The sequence below is a fragment of the Anaerosolibacter sp. genome, from assembly GCF_029240175.1.
Taxonomy (GTDB): Bacteria; Bacillota; Clostridia; order Peptostreptococcales; family Thermotaleaceae; genus Anaerosolibacter.
Map to the genome: position 1 here is coordinate 19,407 of NZ_JARBTM010000019.1, position 16,145 is coordinate 35,551.

Here is a 16,145-nt window from a genome sequence, read left to right on the forward strand (position 1 = left end):
TCATAAAAGTATGCTGATAATTAATTGTTTAGAAGATAATTTAAATAACGGGCAGGATTACCCTGCCCGTAAGAATCTGTGTTCATCAATAGGGGCGGGGTTTCCCCGCCCGATTTGTATGTGTTACTCGTTTATTTCTGATTGTTTGACCCCTACATTAACAATTTTGGGTGAACTCATATATCTGTCAATATTCATTGTCTTCACTTCCACTACCTTACCACTCTCATATACCTCTTTTATAAGCTTTGACTGATATCCCACATGACCTGGATCTATTACTTTTTTTTCGCCGATAAACATTGTTTCGTCGACAATTTCTTTGATAGGCGCTGGAACTGTGGAAATTGTTTGAGAGATTAGCTTTACTTCTTTATTATCATCTGTACTGAATAATTCAAAAACGACTTGATTTCCTCTCACTTCACCATGAATAAAAATGTTGTAGGGCGTGTTATTTACAAATTTGAAATCCTTCGTTCCCCAAGATACAGCAGCATCACGGCTTAAAGGTACGTAGGGAACTGTAAGACTATGGTTATGTCTTTCTTGAATCTCTAGATCTAATAACAATACCGCATTGTATAATGTAGTTGATACTTGGCATATTCCTCCGCCTAATCCAGTTGAGACTTGACCATTCACATAAATTCCAGCCTCTTGGTAGCCATTTTCGATTGTTCTTTTGCCTACAATCTGATTAAAAGAAAAGACTTGTCCTGGCAGCAATACGGTTCCATCAATCGTACTTACAGCTTGTTTTAAATTGTTTGTTCTTGTCCGATTCTTTGGGTCAAAGGTGGTACTGAAAACAGACACACGTTGTTTTACACCGCCCAGTTCTAACTGACTCTTTGGTATCGCTGGTAGGATTTCTTTTAATGGCATCTCCAGGGTAATATCTTTTTCGATGGAAGAAGGATCTATTATGGGAAATAGCTTCTCTTTATCGAATTTATATCCAGACTCTCCTCCTTTGATAACAACCGTTCCGTTTTCGTATGCATAGTAAGCATTTCGTGGCTCACTCAACGCTATTTGATCAAAGTAACTTAGTGATTCCACAAATTGTTCTTCGTTTTTTGTATACTCTATGCTATAGGCTTTCCCTTGTTTATTGATTTCGTTATATAAAGTAACCTTTTCAAGCCATGTCCCCTTATTCTCAAGGATCTCTCTGATTTCATTCAGTATGTCTAATTTATTGGTTCCATATCCCAACATACTTAATTCATATTCATGTGTATACGTTGTATTGCCATTTTCAAATATAAAAACAATTTTTTTATCCATCATTTCTCTTTCAATTTCATCCAAAACCTCTTGAACTTCATCAATGTCTTTTTTTCCAATGGATATATCATTCACCATCACATTTTGCGGGAGAACCCTATATATCTTTCCAACACTGTTCATACCAAATGTTACAACGGGCATTGCCAATATAATGACGATACTTAAAGTAATAAAAAGCTTTAGCTTTAATATCTTTTTCATAGGTTTCACCTCCAGGAGAATTCAATCTGTGTTTGCTTTTACTCAATAAATAAGTCCATATACCGATTATTAAAGGGGTTGTATCCTGTTCCTTATGTATTAGACTGATTAATTTATGAAAAGTTTCAGAGATATCTGCTCCTCTTATTTGAATATAAACCAATAATACCCATGATCTGATAATTAAAGAAGATCCTTGGCAAACCCAAGGATCTTCTTTAATTATCAGATTTTCTCTATCCTAATGCCACATCCAGTGTCATCATTACAGCAAAACCAAGCATGGCGCCCATGGTAGCGATATCTGTATTTTTCTCCATCTGAGACTCAGGTATCAATTCTTCTACAACCACAAAGATCATAGCCCCGGCTGCAAAGGATAATGCATAGGGTAAAATTGGCTTCATTATTATGACTGCAGCTGCTCCAATAACACCCGCTATGGGTTCTACCATCCCCGACATTTGGCCATACCAAAAGCTTTTCCATCGTGAAAAGCCCTCCCTTCTTAGAGGAACAGATACGGAAGTTCCTTCTGGAAAGTTTTGTAGTCCAATCCCTACAGCCAGCGCAATAGCACCTGCTAAGGATGCAGAAGGAAGTCCTGCTTTCAAAGCACCAAATGCTACGCCTACAGCCAATCCCTCAGGTATGTTATGAAGAGTTATGGCCAAAACCAATAAAATACTTCGATGCCAGCTAGTCTGGATTCCTTCGCTTTCTTCCTTTGGAAATCCAGGATGCAGGTGGGGTAGAAATTTATCTACAATGCGAAGGAATATTCCTCCCAATAAAAAGCCAGTAACAGCAGGAATCCACGGCGCCCCACCAGACTCTTCTGCCATTTCAATGGCAGGAGCCAGTAACGACCAAAAGCTTGCTGCGATCATTACCCCTGCAGCAAACCCTAACATCGCATCTAATACCTTACGATTTACAGTCTTAAATACAAAAACAACTGCAGCTCCTAATGCGGTAACGAACCAAGTGAAGCAAGTTGCTAAGAAAGCTTGGTATATAGGGTCCAGTTGAACAAACCATTCTACAATCAAATAATCGCCTCCCCTGAAGTTAGCCTTAGCTAACGAATCATTCCTCAATCCCATCATATGCCGTACCAAAAAATATGGTCACCTGAAATTACTGTGGTACAATGGTTTTTTGGCATGGGGGGATTCCCGTGGGATTAAGTAACCATTATTTTTTTCCTGAATATAATGGCACTATATACCCAAATTCTAAATCTATGTTATTGGAGGGATTTTTTGTGAAAAACTTTAAAGCAATTGCTTTACTGTTAACCTTGGTGATGCTTCTGTCTGTTGCACTCACAGGCTGTGGCGAGAAGGAATTGATCAAGGTTAGACTATCAGAGGTAACCCACTCTGTATTCTATGCGCCTCAATATGTGGCGATCTCAGAAGGGTTCTTTGGGGAAGAGGGCCTTGAGGTTGAGCTAATTAACGGGCAAGGTGCTGACAAAGTAATGACTGCACTATTATCTGATCAAGTAGAAATCGGTTTTATGGGCCCTGAAGCTTCTGTTTATGTGTACAATCAAGGCAAAGATGACTATGCAGTGAATTTCGCCCAACTTACCCAAAGAGATGGTTCTTTCCTCGTAGCAAGGGAGCCTATGCCTAACTTTAGTTTTGAAGACTTAAGAGGCAAAAATATTATTGGCGGTAGAAAAGGCGGCATGCCTGAAATGACCTTTGAATATGTTCTCAGGCAACATGGCATAGATCCTGTAAAAGATGCAAATGTTCGAACAGACATACAATTTGCAGTGATGGCTGGAGCCTTCACAGGTGGTGAAGGAGATTTCGTTACATTGTTTGAGCCGGTAGCTGCCTCTCTTGAGAAAGAAGGTAAAGGTTATATCGTGGCATCCATCGGTGCAGAAGCTGGGTATATCCCATACACCTGCTACTCAGCAAAGAAAAGCTATATTGAGAAGAACCCAGAAGTGATTCAGAAGTTTACAAATGCTATTTATAATACTATGTAGTACTATTCGTAAAATACATTTTTAAGACATGGCATAAAAATAATGTTGTATTTTCTTATTTCATGGTACTATTACTAGATTTTCTCGATTTATTATTGAAATTTGATATATAATACAATTAATGGTAATATATTCCTAATAATAATAAAGGAGCGTGATTATCACATGGGTGTATTTATCCCTACATTAGTGCTTTTCACTCTATTTTGGTGCTATATATTGTACATGAGAAAAAACAAGTAATGTAGACCCTTTTTTCGGTTAATGCCTTGGTGTTGTATGAAGCATTCATGCTGTGTCAGACTCAATTTCTACTTTTTATTTGGAATATCTTTGCTCTTTAGCATATTATAAAAATAAATGAACTTTGGAGGGCCAATATGGATCATGTAATATCTGGTATAATGCTTACTTTAATCGGTTTTTTCCTTGGATTTATAACATATAAAAGATATAGCTTTTTCTGGGACTTCTTAAATACAAAATTACTACGCAAGCTTTTAGGAGATACTGCCACGGTCATAGCATTATATGTGGTTAGTATCATGTTTATAGCTACAGGTATTCTCGTATCTTCAAGCATTCTTAAATAATATTTCTTAAAGCATAGCAAAATCTTATATTAGCCACACACCCTAGCTTCATTACGTCACAACTTCAATAAAATTCTATTTCATCAATTCTTTCAATTGGACTTTGCTGCTTTTTAGCGGCAGAAAGGCAGCATCATCCACGATAAATACTCAGCTACACCCACTTCCTTGGTCCATTGGTTTTTTGTATCACTACTTGGTCTATTGTTATGAGAAATGTAACTAAATACTCATTGAATCCACAAATTCTATAATTAAAGAGTGCCTAAGCACTCTTATTTTCATTGGCTTGACCCTTTTTCTAAATGATTTATCAAATGTTGATACATCTCCACCTGCTCTGCGTCAGAGAGGTTGTTGTCTCTTGCATATTCGCTTATTCTATTCCTCAGCATGTAAAAAATCTGTTCAGAAAAAAGCTGCGCTACGTACTCCGAATTTTCCATATGAACAATTACTTTCACGAATATGCCCCCCTTCTATTTCTATATCCTATGAAAGTACCGGGATGTACTATTAATAAGTTGATTAAAATAATCAATGCTTCATTACGTTTGATGCATGAAAATTTTGCATTATCTCATACTCGCATATTAGAAATATTTGCAGTATGAGATAATGCAGACACTATAAATAAAGCTGTGGGTCTAGTAAATACTAGACCCACAGCTTTATTTATACTAGCTCATTTTTCTTAAGGAATTTTTTAATATCCTCGCTGCTAGCTGGTTTGCTAAATAAATATCCCTGTACAAAGCTGCAGCAGTTGTCTTTAAGGAATTCACATTGCTCTTCTTTTTCAACGCCCTCTGCCACAATGTCCAGGTTGAGGCTCTTCGCCATGGATATGATCGCTGAAACCAATTTCGTATTATTTGTATCCGTATATATGTCTTGAATGAATGATTTATCAATTTTCAGTTTGCTGATATCTAACCGCTTTAATTGACCTAAAGAAGAATAACCTGTTCCAAAATCATCTATGGAAATCTTTATACCCATCTGATTAATATCTTCCAAGACCTTTAAAATGTTCCCTAAGTTCTCCATATAAACGGTTTCAGTAATTTCTAACTCTAGATATTTTGGTTCTAAACCCGTTTCTTCAAGTATGGTCTTAACAACCTCGGAGAATCCAGGGGATTCTAATTGATGAACAGATATATTAACAGATGTAAAAATTGGACTATAGCCATCTAGCTGCCATTTCTTATTTTGCTTACAAGCTTCCCTTAGTATCCATTCACCGATTGGTATGATCATTCCGTTTTTTTCAGCGATGGGTATGAACTTCAAGGGGGAAATTATTCCTAGTTGGGGGTGTTGCCATCGAACCAGCGTCTCTACACCTACTATCTTCTGCGTAACAGTATCAACGATGGGCTGATAAATAAGAAACAGTTCACTATGCTCCATCGCATGTCTCAAATAGTTTTCCAAGGTAAAATCTTCTTCCAACTGTTTATTTAAGGCTGGTGAATATACTTTTATCCTGCTTCCTTTACTATTTTTTGCTTCATACATCGCTATGTCCGCATGTTTAATAAGCGTCATAGCATCGAGGGCATCATCCGGATACACTGATATTCCAATACTTGCACCTAAATATAATCGTTTGCTTTCATAATCAAATGGTTCCTTAAAACTATCTATAATTCGTTCTCCAATATTCATTACCTTATGTATATCTGTGCCTTTAGAAAACATGATAACGAACTCATCTCCACCGATCCTTGCAATGACATCTGATTCCGTTACACACTTTCTCAGTCTCTGGGAAAAAGACCTTAATATTTCATCCCCCGCAAGATGACCTAGATTATCATTTATTCTTTTAAAGCCATCTAGATCAAGAAACATCAATAGCAAACCTTCACTTTTGGCGCTGCTTTGAGCAATCTCATATTCTAACTTCTGTATAAAATAACTTCTGTTGTATAGTTCCGTCAAGTTGTCTTTAAACGCAAGAAACTCAATCATTTCTTCTTTCTTCTTCTGTTCTGTAATGTCACTGGTAATTGCAACATAGTGTGTCGGTTTACTATTTTGATCATCGATTGTAAAGATATTTAACCATTCAAGATAGAAAGTACCATTTTTCCGTCGGTTCCATATCTCACCTTGCCATTTCCCTGTGTTGTTTAGGGCATACCACATTTCTTCATAGAAAGCTCTATCATGTTTTCCTGATTTTAATATTCTTGGATTATTGCCTTTTAACTCATTCTCCTTAAACCCTGTCATTTTTGTGAAGGCTTTATTTACCCATTCGATACTCCCATCCATATCTGTAATGATGATTCCTTCGGTATTATGATTATATACACCTGCAAAAACCTTTAGCTGCTCTTCATATTGTTTTCTCTCAGTAATATCACTATAGGTTGCATATATCCCTACTGGATTACCATTGCTAGAGATAGGATATGCCAATAATTCTACATGCGTAAGCTTTCCTAGTTTGTTTTTTCGCAACACTTCTTTTTTTACTATTTCATTTTTATTGACTATTTTTAATATATCCAGGAGTTCCTGGTCATCATCCGTAGGGTAAAGAACCTCATTAATCTTTCTGGCTACAATTTCACTTAATTGATACAAAAATAACTCTTCAAAAGACTTATTAATGCCAATGATTCGGGCATGGGTATCTAAGATGGCAATAGCTTCTGGAGAATTTTCAAACAGCTGCTTAAAGTATGTTTTTTGAAGCTTCAGTTCATTCTCGACTGCGATTCGTTGGGATACATCATGTACAACCAAATATAATAATCGGTTTCCATTGATTTCAATTGGGCCGCTATAAACTTCAATATCATGCACTTCCTTGTTGGCCAATCTATGCTTCACATTGAATAAGTTTTCTTCTTTCAAACTCGCTTTCATGATTTTTCTTTCTACGTCTTCTGCTGTGGATATCGTTAAATCTGTTAACTGTAAATTTAATAATTCTTCCCTGCTATAGCCGTAGTATCTAGTAGCCATTTCATTTACATCTAGAATATCTTTCGTTCTTGGATCAATAATTAACATTACTGCATGGTTATTTTCAAACAATATTTTGTATTTTGCTTGGCTTTCCCTTAGTTTAGCATTCATTTCATTTAGTTTTGTTGTATTATGTATAATTGCACATAAACGGGCAGTTGATACTTTATCAATGGTTATTAGGGTAACTTCTACTGGGAATTCCTTGCCAAGACTATTTTTGTGCAGCCATTCAAATCTAACGATTCCATCTATGATAGATGTCTGTAAAATTTCTTTAGATTTTAACTCAGAGTCTACTCCATCCGGTTGTTTCAATGGCGATATATCCAGAGGTGTCATCCCACTCATATCGCTTATTTTTTCGTAATTAAACAATTTAAGTGCCGCTGTATTACAGTTTACAATTTTGAATCCTTCAAATATCAGAACGGCATCGGGTAGTTTAAGAAATACATCCTCACATGCATATTGATATTCGGACATCTTTTCCAAAATTTTATTCCTTTCTTTGTCTGATATTGCTTCTGAACAATATTTTTTCATTCATTCCATCCTTTGTTTTTCTTTTAAGTAAGTTAGCATTAACCACGTTCTAAATAAGTGATATTATAAAAGACACCTTGAATAAAAGTGTCCGCTCAAAATTGCCCTTATGTATGGAAGTATTATGTCGGTTGGCACCTGGCAACATGAAGAATTATTTCATTTAAAGCTATATCTTTTTGACATCATCAATCGATGAGTTGATCTAATTACGATAAGAATTGTTCGTATCAAAATAGATATTTGATTTTTTTCGACATATTTCTACTATATTTTACATTTTTCTTCCTTTTATTGCAAGTGAAATACAATTTTTTTGGTTGGATTTAGATAAATACATTAAAATAATGCAATAGCAATATAGTAGATAGTTTGACGGAAAAAGATAAGTTTGTTAGGTGGAAGATTCCATGGGAAACATATAATATTTTTTAAATCATGATGAATATTTTTTAGGTCCTACAACCTTGTATTTAAGCAGTATCCAGACATTTAATTCGTAAAGTTACTATCTTTAAGAATAACATCATAAACGACAGGTTTCTAGAAAATAATCGGTTCTAATCATAAATTATGGGCCAAATTTCACATTGAGTATCTTTGTTAGTTTTGCTAAAATCTACTTTAGATAGAAAAAATGAGTACATAATATTTCACCCTATGAAGCGCATGAGGGTATTTTTTATTGCTTTTTAATCTATATATAGTACATAATCCACATCAATACACAATATATAGAAGGAAGGAAGTTGAAAATGTTAGATAAGATAAAAAAAAGAGACGGACGAATTATTAACTTTGTTCCTCAGAAAATTACAGCAGCAATTTTTAAAGCAGCTCAGGTTGCAGCGAAGCAAGAAGGCCGAGAAGCAGACTATGAGGTTGCTGAAAAACTAACGGAAGATGTCATGGCCTTGCTAAATAAAAAGTACATAGGTGAAATTCCCACTGTTGAGCAGGTACAGGACGCAGTTGTTAAGATTTTGATCGAAGCAGGACATGCAAAAACCAGTGAAAATTACATCCTTTATCGGGCAGATCGTACAAGAAGCAGAGAGTCAAGGTCTCGTTTGATGAGAACCATAGAAGCCATCACCTTGCAGGATGCCACAGAAAGCAATACGAAAAGGGAAAATGCAAATATCGATGGAAATACTGCTATGGGTACAATGCTTCAGTATGGAAGTGCGGTTTCAAAGGAATTTTGTAAGACCCATATGTTAAAGCCTGCCCATGCCTTTGCCCATGACAATGGAGATATCCATATTCATGATCTTGATTTCTTCAACATGGGCACATTAACCTGTGCACAAATAGATATTCTTAAATTGTTTGAAGGCGGATTCTCTACGGGACATGGGTTTTTAAGGGAACCTCAAGATATCATGAGCTATGCTGCTTTAGCTGCCATAGCCATTCAGTCCAATCAAAATGATCAACACGGCGGGCAAAGCATCCCCTTCTTCGACTACGGCCTCGCACTAGGTGTAAAAAAAACCTATACAAAGCTTTATAAGACCAATATGGCCAAAGCCATTTCTTTATATTGTAGTCTTGAAGATGAAGCACCAGAACAATTCGCTGAAGAGATTATTCATGAATCTCAGCAAATTGCTAATCTTCCATTGATCATGGAAGATACGCCTGCCTATATGGATGTAGAAATTGATCTATTAGTGAAAAAATTGAATATCGATAGGGCTCAAGCTCTAAAAATACATAAATTTGCAAAAAAATATGCTTTCCAAGAGACGGATAGAAGAACCTATCAGGCAATGGAAGCTTTCATACATAATCTTAATACAATGCATTCAAGAGCAGGTGCCCAGGTACCTTTTAGCAGCATCAATTTTGGAACAGATACTTCCACAGAGGGCAGAATGATTTCTAGAAATCTTCTTCTGGCTACAGAATCAGGTCTAGGAAATGGCGAAACAGCCATATTCCCAATACTGATTTTTAAGGTTAAGGAAGGTGTGAACTATACCACTGAAGATCCCAACTATGATTTGTTTAAATTATCCTGTCGGGTATCTGCCAAAAGATTGTTTCCTAACTTTAGCTTCTTAGATGCACCTTTCAATGCTCAATACTATGTTCCAGGCCGTCCTGAAACAGAAGCTACTTATATGGGTTGTCGAACCAGGGTAATCGGGAATGTCTATGACAAGGAAAGAGAAATCGTTACAGGTAGGGGTAATATTTCCTTTACTTCGATTAACCTGCCAAGAATAGCAATCAAACATGGCATTACAACAAAAGCAAGTCCAGATTTTGAAGGTTTTTTCACCGAATTAGATGAAAAAATTGATTTGGTCATTGATCAATTAATGGAGAGAATGAAGGTTCAACAGAATAAGAGAGTAAAGAACTTTCCTTTCTTGATGGGTCAGAGCATTTGGCTGGATTCTGATAAATTAGACTGGAATGACCACTTGAGTGAAGTCATAAAACATGGTACCCTAACCGTTGGATTTATCGGATTGGCAGAAACATTAAAAGCTTTGATTGGAAAGCATCATGGTGAAAGCCAGGAAGCTCAAGAACTTGGACTAAAAATAGTAAAGTTCATGCGAGATAAGTTAGATGCTACGGCAGAGAAGTATAAGCTTAATTTTTCACTGATTGCTACGCCAGCTGAGGGATTATCAGGAAGGTTTACCCGAATCGACCGCAAAGTGTTTGGAGAAATTCCAGGAGTCACTGACAAGGATTATTATACGAACTCATTCCATGTGCCAGTCTATCACAAGGTGAGCGCTTATGAAAAAATACAGTTAGAGGCTCCTTATCATACCATGACAAATGCAGGTCATATCACATACATAGAGTTGGATGGAAAACCCTCTGATAATTTAGAAGCCTTTGAGACAATCGTGCGAGCAATGAAGGAAGCAGGGGTTGGATATGGCAGTATTAATCACCCTGTCGATCGTGATCCTGTTTGTGGCTTTAATGGTGTGATCGATGATATTTGTCCAGGCTGTGGCCGTTCGGAAGAGGACGGAGTAAAATTTGAAAGAATTCGGAGAATAACAGGCTACTTGGTAGGAACAATTGATCGTTTCAATGATGCAAAGCTTGCTGAAGTGAAACAAAGGGTAAAGCATAACTTTAAAGGTATGTAAAGGATGTGGTAGAATGCTCGTCCGTTTGGCGCATAAAATGACGAGGGATAGTATAGTTGATGGACCCGGTCTTCGGGCCGTAATATGGACCCAGGGCTGTAGACATAATTGTAAAGGCTGTCACAATCCTGCCACCCATGATTTCAATGGTGGATTTTTCATGGATATAGATGATATTTCATTAGAATTGGAAACTTTAAAGTTGAATCGCGGTATTACCTTCAGTGGTGGTGAACCCTTTGAACAACCTCTAGAATGTCTTGAAATTGCAAAGAAGGCAAAAGAACTAGGTCTGAATGTCTGGTGCTATACGGGTTATACCTTTGAGGAATTGATCAATACGAAAGGCTTCAGATATAAAGAAGGATGGATCGAATTTCTAAAATCCATCGATGTACTCATTGATGGCCCCTTTATCCTTGAAAAGAAAAATCTATTGCTTCGATTCCGAGGATCAGAAAATCAAAGAATTTTGGATGTACCTAAATCTTTGAAATTGAAGATGCCTGCTTTACATGAGGATTATCATGAAATCCATATAGAAGAAGCAGCTATAGCGAGCCAACCGAATTTTTCTAAGTGCATATAAAAAACATAAACCCATGGAAAGACATATTCCATGGGTTTTGTATTCCCAAATTTACACAAGTATTTACATACATCCCAAGTAAGACTAAAAAACATCCTTTGTTAAATTGCTCATTTTTCATCATTTATTCTGAGAAATTGATCAAATATATAGAAACTCATTTCTTTTATAAATATATGTCTGAGAACTCAATATTTATCTTCTCTACCTTATCTATGGTCATCGGTTTTTCTTGAATGCCAGCACCAAGATTTAAATCTTGGGATTTGTCTGGTAGATATATAATAAATTCACTGCCTTTTTCTTGTATACTCTTAACTTTTATGTTTCCATGATGCATCTCTACTAAAGATTTTACCAGTGATAATCCAATGCCACTACCTTCATGGTTTCTCGTTAGTGATTTGTCCACCTGTCTAAATCGATCAAATATAATTTTCAATTTGTCTTTTGGTATTCCAATTCCAGTATCTTTGACAGATATTTGTATACCTCTCTTCTTTTCATAAATAGAAACAGTAATCTGATCCCCACAGTTGGTAAATTTGATTGCATTAGATAAAAGATTTAATATGATTCTCTCTATGGCATCAGGATCAACGGGGATGACCTTTTCTTCTATCTCTGTATCAAAAACCAATTTTACATCTCGATTTGCTACATAATCAGCTACAGAGAGGGTTATATTTTCAACAACTTGAACAATATCACACTTGCATAGATTTAGATGATAATAATTCGAGTCCATCTTTGTAATATCAATTAAGTTATTGATTAACCGCAGCATTCTATACGCATTTTGTCGTAGTATTTTTGTAAAACGGTGTGTATGAATATTTTCCTGGCTATATAGTTCAATCATCTGGGTGGAGCTAAAAATCAAATTTAATGGTGTTTTCATTTCGTGGGATAGATTAGCAAAAAACTCAACCCGTAAACTCTCGTATTCTTCAGTTTCCTTTCTCTGTCTTTCTTGCTCCTCAATGATGATCTTCAATTTCTCATTTTGCTTTCTAACGGTTATGTCTCTGATAATACTCAGCATCAATTTATTATCTCGTTCCTTATATATTGTAGATGTTACTTCAGCATTTATGACCACGCCATCTCTTCGTACAAATAAAACTTCACGGGTTGGAATCATACTTCCTGTTTCCAATGCATTTACAATCTTTTGATGAAAATTTTCTTGGGATGACTCAGGTATGACTTTGTAGATACACATATCTGTCATATCTTCTGGATTTTCGTAACCAAATATTTTTGCAGCTGCAGCATTAACGTAAGTAAAAGATTGTTCATCATGAACTACAACACCATAGGGTGCAATTTTTATTAGATGACCAAACCGTCTTTCTGCTTCAAGTAGTGTCTTTTCTGCAGCTTTTCTTTGCCTTATGTCTCGGACGGTATTGACAATATACTTCTCCTCATTGATAAAGAATATCTTGCTAGTACCTTCCACAGGAATATCTGTTTGGTCTTTTGTTCTGTAGTTAATTTCAAAAGTGATCTCGTCTTCTCTTAAAAACTGATCTACAATATACCCCTTATCCTTGATTTCAGGATATAACTCAGATGGCTTAAGTTTTAGTATCTCCTCTTTCGTATACCCAAGTATCTTACATGCAGTATTATTTACCTCAATATATTGTATATTGCCATCAGCCATATATTTTTTAACAAATATCATATCCACGGAATTATCAAATATTTGAGTGAATTTTATTTCTCGTTCCTTAAGCTTTTCTTCGTCTTCTTTTCGTTTTGTAATATCATAGCAAGTACCGATATATCCTTCAAAATCACCATTTTGCTCATATAAAGGAGTACCATAATCAATAATCCAGCGGTATACCCCACTGTTGTGAAGAAGCCGATACTCCATCTCAAAAGGTTCTCGTCTATTAAAATGCTCAACAAATATTTGCATACACTGCTCAGCATCATCTGGGTGTACTCCTTTAACCCATCCATATCCTATTTGATCCTCAAAGGTCTTCCCCACAAAATCCAGCCACTGTTCGTTAAAATAGTTACATTCTCCTGCAGTATCAGACCTCCAAATCATACTTCTTAGAGCATCTAACGAAGCTACATTTAACTGCTTCTTCTTAATTTGTATATTTTTCTGATCATTCGATTCTTTTTTTCGCTCTATTGACTCTGTTTTTAAATCGTCAATGTTATCAGCATTGTTTACTTTTCTTAACCCTCTCATTTTTCTCATGATGACCTCCATAATAAGGCATATGAGAAATTTCAATAATTTTCTTGAAATTCCTTCTGGAAATTTATATATTATTATTTTTTTATAGGCATTTAAACCAAAGGGCAGCACAAATTCTGCCTATTCCTGTTCCATTATTAGTAAATTTATTGCAGCTCTTTTAATATAATTAATCTGAGGTGATATCATGAAAGCTGCTATTTATTCGAGAAAATCAAAGTTTACTGGTACTGGAGAGTCCACTCAGAACCAAATCGATTTATGTAAAGAATATGCAACCAATTATTTCAACATAAGTGATTTTATTATCTATGAAGATGAAGGTTTCTCTGGTGGTAATACGGATAGGCCTCAATATCAAAAAATGATTGCTGATGCTATAAAAAAGAAATTTGATGTGCTACTCTGCTATCGCTTAGATAGGATCAGTAGAAATGTATTAGATTTTTCAAAAACCATAGAAATGCTGCAGACTAACCATATTTCTTTTGTCAGCATCAGAGAACAGTTTGATACCTCCACGCCTATGGGTAGAGCGATGATGTATATTTCTTCCGTATTCGCCCAGCTTGAACGTGAGACCATTGCAGAAAGAATCAAAGATAATATGGAGAGACTGGCCCTAACTGGTAGGTGGCTTGGCGGGAAAAGACCTTATGGATATAGAAGTAAACAGATACAAAGTATAGATATTGAAGGAGAAAAAAGAAAGCTCTATCAGCTCTTCCCTATTCAAGAAGAAATAGATGTTGTTAGACTGATTTTTGATAGATATCTGGAGTTAGGTACATTTTCAAAAGTTGAATCCTATCTTATACAGAATAATATCAAACGTACCGGATCATTTTTTAATAAATCTACCCTAAGTTATATTCTCAGAAATCCGGTCTACTGTATAGCAGATAAGCTGTCATATGAATATTTTAAGAGCCGTGGTGCCTCTATTCCTAGCGAAAATGAATTTAATGGCATCAATGGTCTAATGGCATATTCAAAACGCTGTGAGAACACCTGGACTGTTAGAGAGGAAAAGGATTGGATCCTAGGGGTGGGTAAACACGTTGGAGTGATTTCCTCTAAAGATTGGATTCAGGTACAAAATATTGCTGAAGAAAATCATAGCAAAGCAATTAAGACCGGTACCAGTTCCATAAGCCTCATCACTCCTTTGTTAAAGTGCAAGTGTGGAGAAACCATGAAATCTTCTAGTATACAAAAAAATACTGATGGCAGCGTTAAGTACTTCTATTACGTTTGCAGAAGGAAAGAACGAACGAATTCTGGTTTATGTGACAACATAAACTTAAATGGATTTGAATCAGATCAGGAAGTTGTTAAGTCTTTACAAGAACTTGCGCTCAATGCAGAGAGTCTTAAAGGTCTTTTATCCGCTCAAATGAAATCCTTTGATATTCAGAAAGCAGATACTGAGGATAAGAAAAAAAGTATTGCAGGCGAGATGAACAAGAAAAAAGCAATGATTGAAAAGCTCGTTCAATCCATCGCTGATTCTAGCAATACTGCAGCATCAAAATATATACTAGAAAAAATCAATATAGTTGATGCCGAAGTAAAAGAACTAGAAAAGGATCTGGCATCCGTAGAAGATAGAGTTGAGATAAATTTATTACAAAAGCTAAATTTTGAGATTACATTAGATTTATTTGCACGAGTCGTTGATATTGGCAATCTCCCTTTTAAAGATCAACAAACTCTAATACACAGGCTAGTTGATAAAGTTGTTTGGGATGGCGTGAATATCCACGTATATCCTAAAGACGTTCGTTTCACGAATAGCACTACATAGCTAAAGGCATGAAGTGGGTTGAAAGCCATAGTCCAGAAGAAATTGCTCAATCCATCGCTCCACAATTCCCTGATTCTGATATGGAAATTCTCGTAAAGGTAGCTGAGCGATATAAGAGCCAAGATACTTGGAAACCAGACCTTGTATTGACAGAAGATGGTTTGAACCATATGATGGATATCATGGAACAAGCTGGTGAATTAGATAAGAGAGCACCTTATAACGAGATCGTAACCACAAAATTTGCTGAAGAAGCAATGAAAACAATCAAATAATACTAAAAACCAAATATCACGAAGATTTTAAAAGGGTGGTTTTCAGAACCGCCTTTTTTCTCTTTTATATGTGTAAATATTACGCTAAACTGTTTAACACAATGGCATATTTTGATATACTGTTATCATACTAGAGAAAAGAGGATCCCCTCATGCGATTTAACAAGGAATATATTCAAAAATCCAGACTAATTGTATTTATTGTCCTTGGTCTGCTTCTAATTTTAGAAAATATTGATTCAGTCACTTTACCCTGGGTTTTCAAACCACTGATCGTAATGCTCATGGGTATTATGGTAATATTGATTCAGCTAGAGAAGAAAGCAAATTAACTTATGATAAACAGAACAAAGCAGGGTCTATCTTCTGAACAGAAAATAGACCCTGCTTTGTCCATTTGTAAGAATAAGTAGTCCTATAAAAAGTTGATTGTATCTTAATTTTTTCATAAATAATATGATATGCTATAGTTAGAATTTGT

Annotated in this window: 12 protein-coding genes; 7 read left to right on the forward strand and 5 right to left on the reverse strand. The window is 35.8% G+C overall.

Going from position 1 to position 16,145, the window contains the following annotated elements; all coding sequences use genetic code 11:
- Positions 1–123 precede the first annotated feature (123 nt).
- Both K0R93_RS14245 and K0R93_RS14250 read right to left on the reverse strand, forming a co-directional pair.
- Positions 124–1,497, reverse strand: a complete 1,374-nt coding sequence (locus K0R93_RS14245) for a VanW family protein (protein ID WP_300302578.1) — start codon at positions 1,495–1,497, stop codon at positions 124–126.
- A gap of 236 nt (positions 1,498–1,733) precedes the next feature.
- A complete protein-coding gene (locus tag K0R93_RS14250; RefSeq protein WP_330685171.1) occupies positions 1,734–2,549 on the reverse strand; it encodes a ZIP family metal transporter in 816 nt (271 codons plus the stop codon).
- Between the two features lie 215 nt (positions 2,550–2,764).
- On the opposite strand from K0R93_RS14250, the gene K0R93_RS14255 reads away from it, so the two are divergent.
- Both K0R93_RS14255 and K0R93_RS14260 read left to right on the forward strand, forming a co-directional pair.
- Positions 2,765–3,508: an ABC transporter substrate-binding protein gene (locus tag K0R93_RS14255; protein ID WP_330685172.1), complete on the forward strand. Its 744-nt coding sequence runs from the start codon at positions 2,765–2,767 to the stop codon at positions 3,506–3,508.
- 380 nt (positions 3,509–3,888) lie between these two features.
- Positions 3,889–4,101: a hypothetical protein gene (locus K0R93_RS14260; RefSeq protein ID WP_300302580.1), complete on the forward strand. Its 213-nt coding sequence runs from the start codon at positions 3,889–3,891 to the stop codon at positions 4,099–4,101.
- Between the two features lie 281 nt (positions 4,102–4,382).
- Here K0R93_RS14260 and K0R93_RS14265 read toward each other — a convergent pair whose 3' ends face one another.
- Positions 4,383–4,565, reverse strand: a complete 183-nt coding sequence (locus K0R93_RS14265) for a hypothetical protein (protein WP_300302582.1) — start codon at positions 4,563–4,565, stop codon at positions 4,383–4,385.
- Positions 4,566–4,776: 211 nt separating this feature from the next.
- Positions 4,777–7,635, reverse strand: a complete 2,859-nt coding sequence (locus tag K0R93_RS14270) for a bifunctional diguanylate cyclase/phosphodiesterase (RefSeq protein ID WP_300302584.1) — start codon at positions 7,633–7,635, stop codon at positions 4,777–4,779.
- 755 nt (positions 7,636–8,390) lie between these two features.
- Here K0R93_RS14270 and K0R93_RS14275 point away from each other — a divergent pair.
- A complete protein-coding gene (locus K0R93_RS14275) occupies positions 8,391–10,763 on the forward strand; it encodes an anaerobic ribonucleoside triphosphate reductase (RefSeq protein WP_300302586.1) in 2,373 nt (790 codons plus the stop codon).
- Between the two features lie 13 nt (positions 10,764–10,776).
- Positions 10,777–11,352 (forward strand): anaerobic ribonucleoside-triphosphate reductase activating protein, encoded by a 576-nt coding sequence (gene nrdG, locus K0R93_RS14280; RefSeq protein WP_300302588.1) that lies wholly within the window; start codon positions 10,777–10,779, stop codon positions 11,350–11,352.
- Positions 11,353–11,518: 166 nt separating this feature from the next.
- Here the strand turns inward: nrdG and K0R93_RS14285 are convergent, their stop codons facing one another.
- Positions 11,519–13,582 (reverse strand): sensor histidine kinase, encoded by a 2,064-nt coding sequence (locus K0R93_RS14285; protein ID WP_300302590.1) that lies wholly within the window; start codon positions 13,580–13,582, stop codon positions 11,519–11,521.
- A 187-nt stretch (positions 13,583–13,769) separates the two neighbouring features.
- On the opposite strand from K0R93_RS14285, the gene K0R93_RS14290 reads away from it, so the two are divergent.
- From K0R93_RS14290 to K0R93_RS14300, 3 genes are all read left to right on the forward strand, one after another.
- Positions 13,770–15,389 carry a recombinase family protein gene (locus tag K0R93_RS14290; RefSeq protein WP_300302592.1) on the forward strand — a complete coding sequence of 540 codons (1,620 nt, stop codon included), beginning with the start codon at positions 13,770–13,772 and terminating at the stop codon, positions 15,387–15,389.
- A gap of 8 nt (positions 15,390–15,397) precedes the next feature.
- On the forward strand, positions 15,398–15,664 hold the full coding sequence (locus K0R93_RS14295; RefSeq protein ID WP_300302594.1) for an ABC transporter substrate-binding protein: 267 nt from the start codon (positions 15,398–15,400) through the stop codon (positions 15,662–15,664).
- Between the two features lie 152 nt (positions 15,665–15,816).
- A complete protein-coding gene (locus K0R93_RS14300) occupies positions 15,817–15,996 on the forward strand; it encodes a hypothetical protein (protein WP_300302596.1) in 180 nt (59 codons plus the stop codon).
- Positions 15,997–16,145: the final 149 nt, after the last annotated feature.